This is a genomic window from Halopseudomonas sp. MFKK-1 (assembly GCF_027474385.1).
Taxonomy (GTDB): domain Bacteria; phylum Pseudomonadota; class Gammaproteobacteria; order Pseudomonadales; family Pseudomonadaceae; genus Halopseudomonas; species Halopseudomonas aestusnigri.
The window spans coordinates 3,495,757-3,513,191 of sequence record NZ_CP114836.1 but is presented as its reverse complement, the minus strand read 5'-3'; the positions used below and the strand labels follow the sequence as shown (position 1 = coordinate 3,513,191).

Below are 17,435 nucleotides of genomic sequence, written 5' to 3'. Positions count from 1 at the left end.
AAGCGAACAATGGAAATCAGCAGACAGGCCTATGCGGAAATGTACGGCCCAACCACCGGCGACCGCGTTCGCCTCGGTGATACCGAACTGTGGATCAGCGTCGAGAAGGACCTGACCCGCTACGGCGAAGAAGTGAAATTCGGTGGTGGCAAGGTCATCCGTGATGGCATGGGCCAGAGCCAGCGTACCCGCGCCGAGACGCCGGATACCGTCATCACCAATGCCCTGATCGTTGACTGGTGGGGCATTATCAAGGCCGACGTGGCGATCAAGGATGGCAACATCCAGGCCATCGGCAAGGCCGGCAACCCGGACATTCAGCCCGGAATCGATATCATCGTCGGCCCGAGCACCGAAGTCATCGCCGGTGAGGGCATGATCCTTACCGCCGGTGGCATCGACGCGCATATTCACTTTATCTGCCCGCAGCAGATTGATGAGGCGCTGATGTCCGGTGTGACCACCATGATCGGTGGCGGCACCGGCCCGGCCACCGGCACCAACGCAACCACCTGTACCCCGGGTGCCTGGCATATCGGCAAGATGCTGCAGTCGGCCGAATGCTTCCCGATGAATCTGGGCTTTCTCGGTAAGGGCAACGCCAGTCTGCCGGACCCGCTGGAAGAGCAGATTCAGGCCGGTGCCATGGGCATGAAACTGCACGAAGACTGGGGCACCACTCCGGCGGCGATTGACTGCTGCCTGAGCGTGGCCGATGCCTTCGACGTGCAGGTGGCGATCCATACCGACACCCTGAACGAATCCGGCTTTGTTGAAGATACCCTGGCGGCCATCAACGGTCGGGTAATTCACACCTACCACACCGAGGGTGCCGGTGGCGGTCACGCGCCAGACATCATCAAGGCCTGCGGCGAATCCAACGTGCTGCCGTCCTCGACCAACCCGACGCGGCCCTACACCATCAACACGGTCGACGAGCACCTCGACATGCTGATGGTCTGCCACCACCTTGATCCGGCCATTGCTGAAGACGTGGCCTTTGCCGACTCGCGCATTCGCCGCGAGACCATCGCCGCCGAAGACATCCTGCATGACCTGGGCGCCTTCTGCATGATCTCCTCCGACTCCCAGGCCATGGGCCGCGTCGGTGAGGTAATTACCCGTACCTGGCAAACCGCGCACAAGATGAAAGTGCAGCGCGGCCCGCTGGAAGGGGACGACGACTGGTCTGACAACGCGCGGGTCAAACGCTATATCGCCAAGTACACCATCAACCCGGCCATCACCATGGGCGTCGGTCATGTGGTCGGCTCGATTGAGGTCGGCAAGCTGGCGGATCTGGTGCTGTGGAAGCCTGCCTTCTTCGGCACCAAGCCGAGCCTGATTCTCAAGGGCGGCGCCATCGCGGCTGCGCCGATGGGTGATCCGAACGCCTCCATCCCGACACCGCAACCGGTGCATTACCGGCCGATGTTTGGCGCCTTCGGGCGGGGCATGGACACCACCTGCCTGACCTTCGTCTCGCAGGCGGCGATTGATGCTGGCGTGGCGGAAAAGCTGGGCCTGAAGCGTCGCCTCGAAGCGGTGCGCAACACTCGCAATATCAGCAAGGCCGACATGAAACTGAACGACTATCAGCCGGACATCAGCGTCGATCCGCAGACCTACGTGGTCAAGGCCGACGGCGTTGAGCTGCTCTGCGAGCCGGCTGACGAGCTGCCATTGGCGCAGCGTTACTACCTGTTTTAAGGAGAGCACGATGCTGGAATGTCATGCCTGGCTGGAAGATGAGTCTGGCCCCCATGACCACGTACTGGAGCTGGCCTACGAGCTGCGTACCCGCAGCCGCCTGCGCGCCAAGACGGTCGCCGGTGATGAAGTGGGTCTGTTTCTGCCGCGTGGCCGCGTGCTGGCGCAGGGCGACCGCTTGCAGTGCCTCGACGGCAGCGTGCTGATGATTGCCGCCGCGCCGGAAAAACTCTCGCGCGTCGTCTGTGACGACACCCTTAAACTGGCCCGCGCGGCCTATCACATGGGTAACCGCCACGTAGCGCTGGAGGTGCACGCCACCGAACTGCGCTACCAGTGCGATCACGTGCTGGACGCCATGCTGGTCGGCTTCGGGTTGGAGGTCGAGCAGATCACCGCACCGTTCAACCCGGAGAAGGGCGCCTATCACAACCACAGCCACAGCGTAGCCACGCCGGCCGCGCCGCTGCTGCGCCTTGCTGGGCACGCCCATGACTGAGCTGAACCCAGTCGCCGATCTGGCCCTGTTGCGTGTGCTGCAGCTGGCCAGTCCGGCGCTGCCGATTGGCGCCTACGCCTACTCGCAAGGGTTGGAGTACGCCATCGAGCAGAACTGGGTAACCGACATCGACAGCGCCGCGCACTGGCTGGGCGGCTTGCTGGGTCACTCGCTGGCGCGGCTGGATATTCCGCTGCTGCTGCGCCAGTACGACGCGCTGGAGCGCGACGACGAAGGCGCGCTGTTCTCCTGGAATGACTGGCTGCTGGCCAACCGGGAAACCGCTGAGCTTTATCTGGAAGACAGCCAGCAGGGTGGGGCGCTGCTGCGTCTGCTCAAGTCACTGGCCGTGCCGGCGGCGATCGAATGGCCGCAGGGCGAGCCGATTGCGCTGATGACCGCACTGGCAATGGCCGGCCAGCATTGGCAGACCGGCGCTCGCGCGCTGGCGCTGGGTGCGCTCTGGAGCTGGCTGGAAAACCAGACCGGCGCCGCTACCAAGCTGATTCCGCTCGGGCAGACCGACGCCCAGCGGTTGCTGGATCGCATGCTGCCCGATCTGCCTGCGGTGGTGGATACCGCCGCCACACTGTCCGCCGATGATCTCGGCGCAGGATTACCGGGCCTGGCCTTTGCCAGCGCCCGCCATGAACATCAATACACCCGATTGTTTCGATCATAAGGAGCACTGACACATGACTTCCAGACCTGCACTGCGGGTAGGCATCGGCGGACCGGTCGGGTCCGGCAAGACCGCGCTGGTTCGCACCCTTTGCGAGCGCCTGTATCCGCACTACAACCTGGGCGTGATTACCAACGACATCTACACCCGCGAAGACGCCGATTTTCTGCTGCGCCATCAGGCGCTGCCGGAAGATCGCATTCTGGGGGTAGAAACCGGCGGCTGCCCGCACACCGCGATTCGCGAAGACGCGTCCATGAACCTGGCCGCGGTGGCCGAGCTGCAGGAGCGCTTTCCGGACATGGAACTGGTGCTGGTGGAGAGCGGCGGTGACAACCTGGCTGCGACCTTCAGCCCGGAGCTGTCTGACCTGACCCTCTACGTGATCGACGTGTCTGCCGGCGACAAGATTCCACGCAAGGGCGGCCCGGGCATCACCCGCTCCGATCTGCTGATCATCAACAAGACCGACCTGGCCCCGCTGGTCGGTGCCGATCTGGGTGTCATGGACCGTGACGCCAAGAAGATGCGTGGCGAGCGTCCGTTCGTATTCTCCAACCTCAAAAGCGGTCAGGGCGTGGACCAGATCATCGAATTCATCGTTCGTCAGGGCATGCTCAAGGCTCTGCCGGAAACTGCACAGCAACAAGGAGCCTGACATGACACAACTGAACAAACGCCTTGGCTTGATTGCCACTCTTGCCCTGCTGCCCGGACTGGCACAGGCGCACCCCGGCCAGGATGTCTCGGGACTGGCCGCCGGGATCACGCACCCGTTGATGGGCATGGATCACCTGCTGGCGATGGTGGCGGTTGGTCTGTGCGGCGCCAAGCTGGGTGGTGCTGCCCGCTGGCTGCTGCCGCTGCTGTTCGTCTCCGTGATGCTGGTTGGCGGGGCGTTGGCGATGGCCGGTGTTCACCTGCCGGGCGTTGAACTGGGCATCGTCGGGTCGGTCATCGTACTGGGCGCGCTGCTGGTTGTTGTGCAGCGTGGCCAGACTGCGCCGGTGGCGCTGCTGGTGGCTGGCTTCTCGCTGTTCCACGGCTACGCCCACGGTGCTGAAATGCCTGCTGCTGCAGGTGCGCTGAGCTACGCGCTGGGCTTCGCGGTCGCTACCGCAGCATTGCACGCAGCCGGTCTGTTTGGCGGCCTGTGGCTGCAGGAGCGCAAGGCCGCGCGCGTCGTGATGGGCAGCCTGGGCGCCCTGATCAGTCTGGCTGGCGTCGGTATGGCCGTCGGCATGTAATCGGCTGCGGTACCGGCGGCGTTGACCCGCCGGTACCGCGTCTCTGCGCTTAACCTCTTCGTTCTCTTTCCTTCCAGCATCACCCGGCCTTCTCGGGTTTTTCGGTTTGTCCGGTTGACGGCGTTGCCCTGACTTCCCTTGCTTGTGCCGTTCTTTCCTAGTTGGTTCGGGATGAGGCGACAGCCGGATCCGTGCTGACTTGCTGCCCGCCATCCCGCTTGCCGTGCCGACTTATGAAGCCGGTGATCTGCTCAATCACTGGAGCCCGGTCCTGAAAGGGCGCTGCCAGTGTGAGCAGAATTTTGATGTGCCCCATGTCGCTCAGAATCGCGCTTTGCGTGGCAACCTGATAGTCGCTCAGGGCCTCGGCGAGTTGCCGGGTGTTGCGCTGCGGGTCAACCAGGCTGTCATCGGCTCCGGCAAGCAGCAGGGCCGGCGGGCTGGCAGCACTGGCGTGGACCAGCGGCTGGGAGTCGACCGGCGTTTGCGGGTGATAGAAAACCGGCTGCACATTGGGGTTGATGATCGGCAGAAAGTCATAGGGCCCGGCGAGACCGATCCAGCCACTGAGCACCTCGGGGGCAAGTTGTTCCTGTGCCAGCCAGCGCGGATCTAGCGCGAGCATGGCGGCGTTGTAGGCGCCGGCACTGTGGCCCATGACGAACAGCGGACCGGCAGGGCTTTGCCAGTTGCTGCGGTTGGCCTGGGTCCAGGCCAGTGCCTTGGCGCTGTCGCGCAAAAAATCGGGATAGCGGACCTCGGGATACAGCCGGTAGTCCGGGATCACGGTGATAATGCCGCGACTGGCCAACGCCTGGCCGACAAACCGGTAGTCTGCGCGTTCGCCGTTGCGCCAGCTACCACCGTAATAGAACACCACCACCGGGGAGTTGGCTTTCAGGTCCGTCGGCAGGTATACGTCGAGCCGCTGGCGTGGCAAGTCACCGTAGGGCAGATCGGTGAGGGTTTTGTAGCCGTTTTCAGGCACCAGCCAATTGACCGGGGCCAGCGCCGAGCAGCCGCCCAGCAGGCTTGTCAGCAGCAGGACCATCGTGCGAAACAGTGACATTCAACCCCCTCGGATTTCCTGATGGGTGATGTGCAGGCTGTTACAAGCTATTGCATTTGGCTTTCGCGTAACAGCGCTTGCACCTACCATGGCATGGTAGCCCGGAGAAGAGGTAAGCATGAAGGATGTGTTGAGTGCGGCGCAGGACGCCATAGGTGAGGTGCTGCTGGGCAAATCCCAGGCGATCAAGCTGGCGCTGGCCTGCATTCTGGCCAAAGGGCATCTGCTGATCGAGGATCTGCCCGGCATGGGCAAGACAACGCTGTCGCAGGCGCTGGCCCGGGTACTGGGCATGAGTTACCAGCGTATTCAGTTCACCAGTGACCTGCTGCCCGGTGACATCCTCGGCACCTCGGTATTTGACCGCAATACCGCCCAGTTTGTGTTTCATCCCGGGCCCATCTTTGCCGAGCTGGTGCTGGCCGACGAGATCAACCGTGCGACCCCGAAGAGCCAGAGCGCCTTGCTTGAAGCAATGGAGGAAGGCCAGGTGACGGTTGACGGGGCGACCCGCCCGCTGCCCGATCCGTTTTTCGTGATCGCCACCCAGAACCCTGTTTCCCAGTCCGGCACCTTCGCGCTGCCCGAGTCGCAGTTGGATCGGTTTCTGATGCGTCTGTCGCTCGGTTACCCCAGCGAGGCGGCCGAGAAGAGCCTGCTGCAGGGCGATGCACGTCGGGTCCGCCTGGACGCCATCAGGACCGTGCTTGGTCGTGAGCAGCTCTGTGCACTGCAGGCGCTGGTGCCGCAGGTTACCGCCAGTGAAGCGCTGATCGACTACATCCTGCGGCTGGTCAACCACACCCGCAACAGTGACGCGTGTGCCTGGGGGCTGTCGCCACGGGCCAGTTTGGGCCTGCTGGCCGCAGCCCGCGCCTGGGCACTGCTGGAACAGCGCAATTACGTCATTCCCGAAGACGTGCAGGCGGTATTGCCTGCCGTGGTCAGCCATCGTCTGCGCGCCACCCACGATCCGGCCGGGCATGGCGGCGACAGTCTGGCGCGCTGGTTGCTGAGCGAGGTGTCGCCGGTGTGAGCGACGCAATACGTGAGCGCCTGCGCCAGTGGCACCGTGGCTGGTTGCGCCGCCGCATACCGCCCGCGCAGCAGATTCGGCTCGATCACCGGCGTATTTTCATTATTCCGGGCAAGGCCGGCGCTGGCTTTCTATTGCTGCTGGCGATCATGCTGGTAGGCGCTATCAACTATCAGAACAGCCTGGTATACGGCCTGACCTTCACGCTGCTCAGCCTGTTCTGGGTGGCCCTGCATCATACTTACCGCAATCTGGCCGGGGTGCAGCTCAGGGCAACCGGTGGCAGGCCGGTGTTTGCGGGGGAGCAGGCCCCGCTGGGCCTGGTGCTCAGCAGCTCGCGGCGGGAACATCAGGCACTGCGTCTGAGCTGGCCGAAGGCTGGCTTGCATACGGTTGATGTGCCCGCCGGCGGCGAGCAGGCACTGACCCTGTATTACCCGACCGATCATCGAGGCTGGTTAACACTTGAGCGGCTGAGGGTCGAGACGCGCTTTCCGCTTGGCTGGTTTCAGGCCTGGAGTCTGGTCGATCTGGACTGGCAGGTGCTGGTCTACCCCAGACCGGTCAGCCGCCCGTTGCCGCGCGGCAGTGCGCCGGAGGGCGCGGAGCACGATCAGGATCAGGCGCTGGTCGAAGGGGTGGACGATTTTCAGGGCCTGCGCGCCTATCAGCCGGGTGATTCGCGCAGGCGTCTCGATTGGCGCGCCTGGTCGCGCGGCCAGGGTTTGCACAGCAAAATATTCGCCGAGCCGCAGCAGCAGAGTCTGTGGCTTGACCTGACCAGCGCGGTCGGTCGTGATCTGGAGGAACGGCTCGGGGTAATGACCGGTTGGGTGCTGGCGCTGGAGAACGCTCGCCGCGCCTACGGACTGAGGCTGCCCGGCCAGCGTATCGAACCGGCGCTCGGCCCTGCGCATCGTGAGCAGTGCCTGCGGGCGTTGGCGCTGTATGGTCTGGAGCCGCAGCGATGACCGCGTTGATTCCGCGTAACAGCCTTGCCTGGCTGTTGATTGCCCAACTGGTGGTACTGGTGCCGCATTTGCCCCGCCTGCCCTGGTGGATCGCGGTGCTCTGGCTGGGTTGTGCACTTTGGCGGGTGCAGATTCAGCGTATGCGCTGGGGCTATCCCGGGCGTCTGCTGCGCGCAGGCGGTCTGCTGTTGACCGGGCTGGCGGTGTATCTCTCCCAGGGCACGCTGATCGGGCTGGATGCCACCGTGATGCTGCTGCTCCTGCTGTTCATGCTCAAGCTGCTGGAAATGCGCAGCCCGCGTGACGCGCTGGTGGTGATTTACCTCGGCTTCTTCATTATCGCGACCGCGTTTCTGTTTGATCAGGGCATTCCGCTGGCCCTTTACCAGGGATTCTGCGCGCTGATTCTGGTAGCGGCGCTTGTAGGCCTGCAGCAGAGCCCGGCGCGCAATGATCCGGCCGCCGCGTTGCGCCGGGCCGGCGCTATGGTCTTGCAGGCGCTGCCGTTGATGCTGGTGCTGTTTCTGTTCTTTCCCCGGCTGGCACCGCTGTGGTCGGTCAATGTACCCGGCAGCAGCGCCCGCACCGGCCTGTCCGAGAGTATGGCGCCGGCGGACATCGCCAATCTGGCGCAGTCGCCGGAGCTGGCCTTTCGGGTTGAGTTCGACGGACAGGTGCCGCCGGCATCGACCCTGTACTGGCGGGCCCTGACACTCAGTCGCTTTGATGGGCGCACCTGGTCCTACGATCAGCGTCTGGAACAGCGTACCGTGCCACCCCTTAGTACGGCAGGCGCTGCGCTCGTTTATCAGGTGGTTGCCGAGCCCAGCGGTCGCAACTGGCTTTATAGCTTAAGCGGGAGCGTCAGCAGTACGCCCCAGGTCAACCGGCTGGCCGATGACACCTTGCGCGCCTTGCGGCCGCTCAGCGGTACCTTCGCCTATACGGCCACGGCCCATAGCGATGCCCTGCTGCAACCGGAAGGGCTCTCGGTCAGTGAGCGTCGCCGTGAGCTGCAACTGCCGCCCAGCGGTGACCCGCGTGCCCGTGCCTGGGCCCGACAGCTGCGTGCCGAGTATGGCAGTGATGCGCAACTGATCCAGGCGGTGCTGGCGCATTTTTCCGAACAGCCGTTCTATTACACGCTGCAGCCGTCGCCGCTTGGCCAGCATGCCAATGACGAGTTCCTCTTCGATTCCCGCCGTGGTTTCTGTGAGCACTACGCCGGTGCCATGGCATTCGTTCTGCGTGCGGCCGGGATTCCGGCTCGTATCGTCACCGGCTATCAGGGCGGCGAGCTGAATCCCAGGGGTGGATATTTACTGGTACATCAGTTTGATGCCCATGCCTGGGTTGAGGCGTGGCTGCCGGGAACCGGGTGGACCGCCTTTGATCCGACTTTTCAGGTTGCCCCCACGCGCATCGAGCGCGGACTGGAAGAGGCCATGCGCGAGGAAGGCAGCTTCCTTGCAGATGCGCCGCTGTCAGGAGCGCGCTACCGCGGCGTCAGTTGGCTCAACAGCCTGCGCCTTAGCTGGGATGATCTGAACTATCAGTGGCAGCGGCGGGTGCTGAATTTTCGTTCGGAGGAGCAGCTGGCCCTGTTCCGACGCTGGCTTGGCACTGCCGACTGGCAGCGGATCGGTGTGATTGTGCTGGCGCTGGTGTTTACCCTGATGGCAGTGCAGGCGTTTTTCTGGCTGCGGCCCGCCCGGCGTACCGGCACACCGGCGCAACGCGCCTGGCAGCAGCTTGATCGGCGTCTGCGCCCGCTTGGCCTTGGCGCGCAGGCCGGGGAGGGGCCGCGGGACTGGCAGCAGCGTATTGGGTGCGCACTGCCCTCGCAGACTGACCTGCTGGCAGCGTTTTTTGACTGCTTCGTTGCCCAGCAGTATGCGGGTGGTAACGCTGATGCGGCGCTGCTGCGCGCGCACCTCAAGCGGTTGCTGCGCAATCTGCCACGGCGGCGTTCGGCGGGCTTGCCAGTCAAGCGTCGACTCTTATAATCGATTGGGCCTATCCCGGCATAGTTGGCAGCGGAGTTTGCATGCATCCATTCGGCGCAACGCGTCCCCCTCGTCTGGCGTTAGGACTTGGCCTGGCGGGGCTCATTCCCTTTGTAACCGGGGCATTGGGCCTTTGGCTCACCCCCGAGGCCTGGCGCGACAGGGTGCTCGAGGAGCTGCTGGCCTATGCCGCCATCATTCTGGCCTTCATGGGCGCCATTCACTGGGGCCTGGCGATGCGCGCCGAGGAGAACAGCGACAAGGCTCCTGTTCAGCTGGGGCTTTCGGTCATCCCGCCGCTGCTCGGATGGGTAGCCTTGGCATTGCCTAACGTCCTCGGGCTGCCGGTCATTCTGGTCGCCTTTGCAGCGTTGTATTTTGCCGACATCTGGGCGGTCAATCACGGGGTCGCGCCGGTTTGGTACCCGGCGCTGCGCAAGCCGCTGACGATTATCGTGGTCTGTTCGCTGCTGGTTGCCTGGCTGGCAACGCTGGTGGTGGGCTGAGGCTCACTGTTTCGGGTGATGGGCGCGCAGGGCAGGGTGTGATCAAGTAGGTCGCACACTTGTTCATGCGGGCCTGCCGTGCAATCCGATCTGTCTTTCCATTACGTTGATGGGCGCTGGCTGCTGGCGCTCTATGCGGTTATCCCGCTTTCGTTTGCCGTCATCACGTTCGATGCGCTGGTGTTGCAGCGAGCACTGCTGCACAACCTGCTGCCGGACGACCCCAATGACTGGGCACTGTGGGCGCTGCTGTTCGGCCTGCCGCATATCATCGCCAGCGCACTGACGCTGTCGGATCGCGCCTACCTGCGGCATTACCGTCGGCAACTGCTACCGGCATTGCTGGCGTTTCTGCTGATCTGTCTGATCGGATGGTATGGTCCGCAACCGCTGAGCTATCAGTTGCTGTTTGTGTTCTTTGCCGGCTTTACCGTCTTGCATGTGCTGTCGCAGCAGCTGGGCATTGCCCTTGTGCTGAGCGGGCGCAGGCCAGGACGCCTGTTTCGTTTCTGGAAGTGGGTAGCCATCGCCGCGGGTCTGGCGATCTATCTGAACGTTTATGGGAGGCAGTATCTGGGGCATTTTCGGGTCGCCGGCACGGATGTCTATGCGTTGCTGGCCGGGTTGGCTGGTGCCCTTTGTGTGATCTTGCTGCTGTTGACCTGGCGGTTGGCGGGGGCTTGCGAAGGGCGCCTCGGGTGCTGGTTTATCTGGGCCAATGGTGCGCTGCTGGTCAGTGCACTGATGATCAATCAGTTGGGGTACACCTTGCTGGTGATCCTGATGCCGCGCCTGATACATGACCTGACGGCATTCAGCGTTTACATCACCCATGACCGCAACCGGCAGGTGAGAACGTCAGCAGGCTGGCTGTATCGCTGGCTGCCATCTGCCGGTATGACGCCGTTCGTGGTGCTGCCTGCAGCGTCGATCCTGATTGCCTGGCTTCTTAACAGCTATCAGCAGCATGCCTTCATCGGGATCGCAATCCTGCTGATTTCGTTCATGCACTATTACTGGGAAGGGTTTGTCTGGCGCGGCGAAAGCCCGTTACGTCAGTACGTACGCTTTCGCCGCTGACCGGCCTCAGACCTTTTTGACGAACTCTGACTTGAGGTTCATCGCGCCGATACCGTCGATCTTGCAGGCGATGTCGTGATCACCATCGACCAGGCGAATATTCTTGACCTTGGTGCCGACCTTGACCACCAGCGATGAGCCCTTGACCTTGAGGTCCTTGATAACGGTCACTGTGTCGCCGTCCTGCAGCGGATTGCCGTTTGCATCCCTGATACCCGAGTCGTTGGAGGCTTGTGCGTCTGCTGTCTCTGCCGACCATTCATGGGCGCATTCCGGGCAGATGAACATCAAGCCGTCCTGGTAGGTGTAGGGGGACTGACAGGCAGGGCATTGGGGCAGATCACTCATGCGGGTACCTCGGTATGGCGGGATTGACCCTGCGGAGTACAGGGTCATTGGCGCCCGGCATAATGCCCGATAGCGGCCTGACTGTCCATGCTGCAGCTGATGTTATAGGGCTTCAGCGACGATCTTGCGGCCATCTGCCGTTATCAGCAGAAGATGGCCCTGCGCATCGATATCGAAGCGCGACAGCTGCTGCAACACGTCGAACAACGCCTGATCCTGAGCCATCAGCTCATCCATGCAGGCTTTCTGGGTGGCTGCAATCGCGCTGGTGGTGAGGTTCTCTCCGGTTAATTGATAGCCGGAGGAAAAGCCGTTGCAGGCACCCTGACCACCCATACGCCCGTCCGCGGTGAAGCTGAGGGTTACCGGGGTGTCGCTTTGCACTGCCTTGTCATCGATATGCTGCACTTTCCAGGTGTGTTTGGTCAGCAGGGCTTCCGGCGCACCGCCGCAGCCGGTCAGCTCCGTCGCTTCGCGCTGAACCCGAACCCGGTAGGGGTATGGCATGCCGGTCATGCTGTCGTGGCACAGCGCCGGGGTTATCTCGACAACCATCTGATGTGTCGTCCCGGCATCAAGGCGTATGGTGTCGCCCTGACGGGTTGCTGTCGGCGTCGGTGTAAGTTGGGCGGCGCTGCTGTCCTGACGGGTCAGGCGCATCCGTTCGCTGTCGATGGTCAGCATCCAGCCGGGCTCGTTACCCCGTGCCTGCAGTGGCAGCAGGGTGCTGACATCAATCACCTCGGCGTCGTCAGGCACCCGCCCGCTGACCTTGATCATCATCAGGGTGCCCAGGTCGTTGATCGCCTGACTGAGGTCAATGGGGTAGTGGGTGTCGGTAGTCCACAGCAGCTTTGCGTCGGTCCCGCGAATCTGGCCGGACACGGTGTAGGTCGCCTGCTGCAGAAACATGCGGGGTTCCACCTTGAGCTCGAACGGCACCGGAACCGACATGCCGATCAGCGTGGTTTTCTGTTCGGCCAGCACGGTGGCCGGGGCGTCAGCGCGTGACACATCCAGCAGTCGGACGTGGGCGACGCTGCCCGGCGGCAGGGCAATACGCTCGCGGTAGCTTATCGCTCCGCTCACCTGCCGGGTCTGTGGCACTACTTGCTGTTCTGCCTTGGTGGCGGGCGTGCTGTCGTCTTCCGGGGCGGCGTTATGGGCGCAGCCCGCCAGCAGCCAGCCGAAGGCTGCAGCAAGCAGCAGACGTGACGGGGAAAGCAGCATGGAGAATCCTCTTCTGTGTGGCCGTGTTTTCGTCGACCGGCCGTGTCCTCAGTGTAAACCCGTTTTTGCGGTTGTCCGCATCCACGCAGCCGTGGGGCTGCGTGGAATGTCGGGTTTACAGGTTCTGGTAGCGATTGATGTCGAATAGACCTGCCTGGGACGGATCGGTTTCCTCAACATAGCGTCTGAAGTCCGCCATGATGTCCCAGAAGTGGGGGCTGGTGCGACGCACACCCCAGCGGGCGGCGACCGCGCCCAGCCCTGCTTCGTCGCGTGTGGCACGCAAGGCGGCGACAAAATCCGGCAGTTGCTGCAGGGGAATGTCGAAGCTGAAGTTGGGATAGCTGCCGAGCGTGCCGCGCATCAGTGTGAGCGTGTCACGTTCCGGCTGCAGACGGGCGTCTTCACCGAACATGAAGGCGACGTTGCTGTGGGCGCGGTTGTGGACAAGGGTGTATACCCAGCGCTGCTTACCATCATGGATACGCATGAAACTGACCTCCGGCAGCAGTGCAATGACCGGAACGCTGGCAGCGGTGCCCTGCCCGAGCGGGCGCAGGAGCTGATCGATGTGGCGCTGCTGGTCGCTCAGCTCCGGACGTTGACAGGTGTTCTGCGGGCAACGGTTCAGGGTGTCCGGGCCGCTGTCTACCCTATCTGCACGGGCCATCAGGTGTCGGGTGAAGGCGGCCATGACAGCGGGGTTGCTGCGGGTATCTTCCTCTGTGTAGCGGATGGCGACCGGGGTATCGAGGCTGACATCGGCGTAGGCAATGCGGTCCTTGAGCAGCGCATGGCCCTGATACCACTGCTCGTAGAGAGCCTTGCGGGCCTGTGCCGGGACAAAACGCAGGAAATTGTGCTCGGCGCCATTGCGAATCAGGTCAAAATACAGCCGGGTCTGAGCCTGGTGCGACAGGCTGCCGAACACGTTGAAGTTGACGACCAGCTCATAGTAGGTCCGCTCAAGCAGCGGGTAGTCCATGACCCAGATGGTCTCCGGCACCTGGCCCCATAGCCCGCGGCGCACCGATGCGCTGTCGTGGTGGCGGAAGATGGTCAGCAGCGCGTCCCGGTTGTGGCCGTCGCCGTCCCAGATCTCGGCCATATCGGCCCCGGCGGGTTTGCGCTCGGCATAATAGTCGTGCCGCAGGGTCAGATACTGATTGCGTTTGCTGCTGTACTCCAGCCACGCCGCACCCAGCGCGGAGAGATCGCTGTCCTGCCCGGGCAGGCCGAGCAGTGGCGTGGTCAGGCTGCGATAGAGCGGATCATTGACGTAGGCCTCCTGCTGCGGATCTTCGAACACGGTCCAGAACTGGTCGCGAATGACATCGGTAGCGATCTGGCCGCGGCACACCGGGCCGCGAATAAAGGAGCGAACGAAGTACTCCGCCGAATCGAGCATGAACTGATAGCGCGCCCTGGCCGGAATGGCGGTAAAGGTGATAAACGGGTTGGAGCGTTCTGCGTAGGCGTAACCGGGCGGGGTGGCAACGGCCCAGTCGTTCTGCAGGAACAGTTCCTGCCAGCGATCCATGCGCTGAGCATCCAGCGCATAGGTGATGTGGGTCTTTTCGACCAGCGTTTCGCGCAGCGGGCGCAAGCGATAGTAGAACGGCTGGCCCGGATCGTCATTGGGGCGCACTGTGGCCAGTGGCTCGGCAGGCTGGCCCGGCGGCGTTGCGGAGCGCACCAGCTCATAGAAGCTGCTGCCGGCGATGTCGGGGAAGTGCAGATGGGCGATAAACAGGTGCTCGAACAGGTAGCGTGAGACCAGTTGCTCTCGGGCACCCCGCTGGTTGAAGAAGGTTTCCCAGCGCTCGATGCTTGCCTGTTCCTGCGCCGATGGGTTCCAGGGCTGTGGCGCAGTGACCGCGCCTTCACTGATCCAGCGACTGAGGGTGGCAAATTCCTCATCGCTCAGGCCGCTGGTGGCATAGGGCATTCCGCCGTGCGGGTTCTCTTCGGCGTAGTCGTCAAAGGTGCCGGGGGAAGGGCAACTGAAGGTGTGTTTGGTGCCGATCTTGATCGCTTCCGGCAGTGTGCTGTCGGCCGGGAACGGGTTGCGGTGGCCAAGTTCGATCATGCGGTAAAGCAGTGATCCGTCGAGTTGCTGGGCTGCGCCGGCGTTGGCGTCATGCAATACCGAGAAAAACCCCTTTTGCCGCCAGGCTTCGGTGCTGTCGGCATCAATACCCAGTCGAGTCGGCTCGGCGTCGTCAATTCGCGTGCCGTCGTAGACCTGCTTCTTGGACGCACCGCGTTCAATGCCCTCGGCGCTGGTCAGTTTGAGCTGGCAGGGGGCGTCGTAGCAGCCGTGACAGGCCATGCACCTGGTTTCCAGAATCGGCCTGATGTCGCGCTGATAGTCGAAACTCTGGTGCGTCGCCACCACCGGTTCGGCGTGCGGGTAGGTCTGAACGGCGCTGCAGGCGATAACCAGGACGGTCAGCAGCAGGGTAACGGATGCGATGCGCCAGGTCGCACGGCGGGACAGTAGTTGCATGGAATCCTTCCTCGGAGGCAGGCGACAGGGCGGGGCGGTTGCCCATCTTGCATCAGGCAGTACGTTCTATGCCAGGCATTGTGACGACGGCCATGCCCTTAAGTTCAGCCTCTGGTCACCTGTTTTCGCAACACCAGCGCGATACCGCCGAGGATCATCGCTGATGCGAGCAGCAGCCTCAGGGTCAGCGGTTCGGCCAGTAACAGCGCGCCGCCGAGCGTGGTAATGACCGGCACACTCAGCTGTACGGTTGCCGCGACACTGGCGCGCAGATGCGGCAGTGCGGCGTACCAGATAGCGTAGCCCAATCCCGAGGTAACAGCGCCGGAGGCCAGCGCATAGAGCACCCCCTGGCTGTCCAGGTTCTGGCTCTGCAGCAGCGCCAGGCTGAGGAGAATGGCCAGCGGTGCCGCGCGCAGAAAGTTGCCCGCAGTCACCGCGGTAGGGTTGCTGGCACCGCGCCCGCGCAGCGAGTAAATGCCCCAGGCAATACCGGCAGCCAGCATGCTCAGCGCTGCTGGCAAGGGCGGGGCGCTGGAACCGGGCAGCAGCAGGGCAATGAGGCCCAGGAGCGCCAGCGTCATACCCACCTGCTGCGGCAACGTCAGCCGCTCACCGCGCGCAACGCCCGTCCCGATCATGGTGACTTGTACCGCGGCGAACAGCAGCAGCGCGCCCAGGCCCGCATCCAGGTGGATATACGCCCAGGAAAAGCCTGCGGCATAGGCAAACAGCGCCAGCGCAGAGGGCCAGCTACCGTGGCTGAAGGCGCCGCCGCCGCGCAGCGTTACCAGCAGCCACAGCACAGCGGCGCCGGAGATCAGCCGCAGACTGGTGAAACTGGCCGGGTCGATGGCGGTTGTGTCCAGCGCCAGCCGGCACAGCACCGAGTTGCCGGCAAAAGCCAGCATGGCGAGCGCGGTCAGCAGGGTTGCCTTGGGCAGTTGCATGGTTACTCCATGGCGAGGTTCAGAGGTCATGAGACGTTGAATACACCCACGGTGCAATACTATTTTGGTAGGCATTGAGCCTGTGATCGTGGCCGCAGCGCTACGCCGAGCCGCTGCATGCGGTAGAGCAGGGTCCGTCTGGGCAAACCGAGCATCCGGGCGGTCAGGGTCTGATTGCCGTTGTGCTGATGCAGGGCTTCGTTGAGCAGGTTGCGCTCTACCGCCTCCAGTTGTTCGCGCAGCGTCAGTCGGTGAGCCTGGGGTGGCGTGTTGGGCAGGTCCAGGTGCTCCGGCAGCAGCAGGTTGCCGTCGCACAGCAAAAGAGCCCGGGCGATCAATCCCTTGAGTTCCCGCACATTGCCAGGGAAACGCTGAGTCGCGAGGTAGGCCAGCGCGGTGTCTGACCAGCGGCAGTGCGAGCGCTGCAGGAAGGCACAGGTCTCTTGGGTAAACTGCAAGGCAAGCTGTCGGATATCGCTGCCGCGCTCGCGCAGCGGCGGCAGGCTAATCGGGAAATGGCTCAAGCGGTAGTAAAGGTCCTCACGAAACCCTCCCTGCTCGACCTGACTGAACAGATCCTGGTGGGTGGCGGCGACGATACGGACGTCGACACGATGGCTCTGGTTGCTGCCAAGCGGTCGCACTTCGCCCTCCTGCAGCACCCGCAGCAGCTTGGCTTGCAGGGCCAGCGGCATGTCGCCGATTTCGTCCAGAAACAAGGTCCCGCCATTGGCCGCGTCGAACAGCCCTTCCCGGTCCTGGTTGGCGCCGGTGAAGGCCCCCTTGCGGTAGCCGAACAGTTCGCTTTCCAGCAGCTGCTCGGGCAGCGCGCTGCAGTTTTGAGCAATAAAGGGCTGGCTGCGGCGTGAGCCGTAATCGTGGATGGCGCGGGCGACCAGCTCCTTGCCGGTACCGGTCTCGCCGCCGAGCAGCACCGTGACGGGGTTGTGCAGTACCTTGCTGATCAGTCGGTAGACCTGCTGCATGGCGGGGCTCTCACCGATCAGCCCGAAACTGCCGAGCTTGCTGGCTGTTGCCGGCTCGGGCAGTGGCAGATCGGGTGCCTGCAGCGCCAGCTCGGCCTGTTGCATTGCGTGCAGTTGCGCCAACGCAATATTGCCGACCATGTCCAGCGGCAGGGTTAGTGCTCTGCCGAGACCCCGTGCCCGGCTGGCCAGCACCAGCAGCCCGCCCACTTGCTGTCTGCGATCCAGAATGGGCTGACACAGCAGGCTGCGCCAGGCAGCCGAACTCGCCGGCAGGAAGGGGGTTGCATGCAGGCTGCGATCCAGTTCGTCCAGTTGCAGCGGGGTGTTCTGGCTCAGGCTGTAGGCAAGCAACGGTGCCGTCAGGCCATCCTCGCCGTGCTCGCCACCGAGCTGGCCGTCCAGCCACTGGCAACACAGCGGCAGCCGGCTATGGCTGGCGTCGAGCAGATACAGCTGAACCAGCGCGCAGTTGCCCAGCTCTGCGAGCCATCCGACCAGCTTTTGCTGCAGCTCGGCGGCGCTCTGGCACTGCGCGAGCGCGCTCAGTCCGGTCAGTACGCTTGTCACATCGGGTACGGCAGCTGCCGCATTGAACGGCAGCAT

General features: G+C 63.4%; 16 protein-coding genes. 10 read left to right on the top strand and 6 right to left on the bottom strand.

Features of this window, described 5'->3' with window-relative positions; genetic code table 11:
• Positions 1–9 precede the first annotated feature (9 nt).
• Genes ureC through O5O48_RS16215 form a run of 5 tightly spaced genes read left to right on the top strand, consistent with a single transcriptional unit; the run spans position 10 to position 4,138 of the window.
• The gene (gene ureC, locus O5O48_RS16235) at positions 10–1,710 is read left to right on the top strand and encodes an urease subunit alpha (protein WP_269687616.1); all 1,701 of its coding nucleotides are present in this window, start codon (positions 10–12) and stop codon (positions 1,708–1,710) included.
• Between the two features lie 10 nt (positions 1,711–1,720).
• Positions 1,721–2,209 carry an urease accessory protein UreE gene (ureE, locus tag O5O48_RS16230; protein ID WP_269687615.1) on the top strand — a complete coding sequence of 163 codons (489 nt, stop codon included), beginning with the start codon at positions 1,721–1,723 and terminating at the stop codon, positions 2,207–2,209.
• A complete protein-coding gene (locus tag O5O48_RS16225) occupies positions 2,202–2,891 on the top strand; it encodes an urease accessory protein UreF (RefSeq protein WP_269687614.1) in 690 nt (229 codons plus the stop codon). Before ureE ends, O5O48_RS16225 begins: the two co-directional genes overlap by 8 nt.
• A gap of 13 nt (positions 2,892–2,904) precedes the next feature.
• Complete coding sequence (ureG, locus tag O5O48_RS16220; protein ID WP_233049441.1) at positions 2,905–3,549, top strand: urease accessory protein UreG; 645 nt, start codon at positions 2,905–2,907, stop codon at positions 3,547–3,549.
• A gap of 1 nt (position 3,550) precedes the next feature.
• Positions 3,551–4,138 carry a HupE/UreJ family protein gene (locus O5O48_RS16215; RefSeq protein WP_269687613.1) on the top strand — a complete coding sequence of 196 codons (588 nt, stop codon included), beginning with the start codon at positions 3,551–3,553 and terminating at the stop codon, positions 4,136–4,138.
• 157 nt (positions 4,139–4,295) lie between these two features.
• Here O5O48_RS16215 and O5O48_RS16210 read toward each other — a convergent pair whose 3' ends face one another.
• Entirely contained in the window at positions 4,296–5,207 is a 912-nt protein-coding gene (locus tag O5O48_RS16210; RefSeq protein ID WP_269687612.1) for an alpha/beta hydrolase, read from the bottom strand.
• Positions 5,208–5,325: 118 nt separating this feature from the next.
• On the opposite strand from O5O48_RS16210, the gene O5O48_RS16205 reads away from it, so the two are divergent.
• The 5 genes from O5O48_RS16205 to O5O48_RS16185 all read left to right on the top strand — a co-directional run bounded on the left by O5O48_RS16205 (position 5,326) and on the right by O5O48_RS16185 (position 10,806).
• A complete protein-coding gene (locus tag O5O48_RS16205) occupies positions 5,326–6,243 on the top strand; it encodes an AAA family ATPase (RefSeq protein WP_269687611.1) in 918 nt (305 codons plus the stop codon).
• Positions 6,213–7,214, top strand: a complete 1,002-nt coding sequence (locus O5O48_RS16200; protein ID WP_373315097.1) for a DUF58 domain-containing protein — start codon at positions 6,213–6,215, stop codon at positions 7,212–7,214. The genes O5O48_RS16205 and O5O48_RS16200 overlap by 31 nt, the downstream gene beginning before the upstream one ends.
• Positions 7,211–9,220 (top strand): transglutaminase TgpA family protein, encoded by a 2,010-nt coding sequence (locus tag O5O48_RS16195; RefSeq protein ID WP_269687610.1) that lies wholly within the window; start codon positions 7,211–7,213, stop codon positions 9,218–9,220. The genes O5O48_RS16200 and O5O48_RS16195 overlap by 4 nt, the downstream gene beginning before the upstream one ends.
• Positions 9,221–9,261: 41 nt before the next feature.
• A complete protein-coding gene (locus O5O48_RS16190; protein WP_088275318.1) occupies positions 9,262–9,726 on the top strand; it encodes a DUF3429 domain-containing protein in 465 nt (154 codons plus the stop codon).
• 78 nt (positions 9,727–9,804) lie between these two features.
• Positions 9,805–10,806, top strand: coding sequence for a hypothetical protein (locus tag O5O48_RS16185; RefSeq protein ID WP_269687609.1), 1,002 nt, complete (start codon positions 9,805–9,807; stop codon positions 10,804–10,806).
• A gap of 6 nt (positions 10,807–10,812) precedes the next feature.
• On the opposite strand, the gene O5O48_RS16180 is transcribed toward O5O48_RS16185, so the two are convergent.
• The 5 genes from O5O48_RS16180 to O5O48_RS16160 form a co-directional block, all read right to left on the bottom strand.
• Positions 10,813–11,154 (bottom strand): zinc ribbon domain-containing protein YjdM, encoded by a 342-nt coding sequence (locus tag O5O48_RS16180; RefSeq protein WP_088275314.1) that lies wholly within the window; start codon positions 11,152–11,154, stop codon positions 10,813–10,815.
• Between the two features lie 102 nt (positions 11,155–11,256).
• On the bottom strand, positions 11,257–12,384 hold the full coding sequence (locus O5O48_RS16175; protein ID WP_269687608.1) for a YbaY family lipoprotein: 1,128 nt from the start codon (positions 12,382–12,384) through the stop codon (positions 11,257–11,259).
• Positions 12,385–12,499: 115 nt separating this feature from the next.
• Positions 12,500–14,893, bottom strand: coding sequence for a fatty acid cis/trans isomerase (locus O5O48_RS16170; RefSeq protein WP_269687607.1), 2,394 nt, complete (start codon positions 14,891–14,893; stop codon positions 12,500–12,502).
• Positions 14,894–14,997: 104 nt separating this feature from the next.
• Positions 14,998–15,843: a DMT family transporter gene (locus O5O48_RS16165; protein WP_269687606.1), complete on the bottom strand. Its 846-nt coding sequence runs from the start codon at positions 15,841–15,843 to the stop codon at positions 14,998–15,000.
• 59 nt (positions 15,844–15,902) lie between these two features.
• Positions 15,903–17,435 (bottom strand): sigma-54 interaction domain-containing protein, encoded by a 1,533-nt coding sequence (locus tag O5O48_RS16160; protein WP_269688719.1) that lies wholly within the window; start codon positions 17,433–17,435, stop codon positions 15,903–15,905.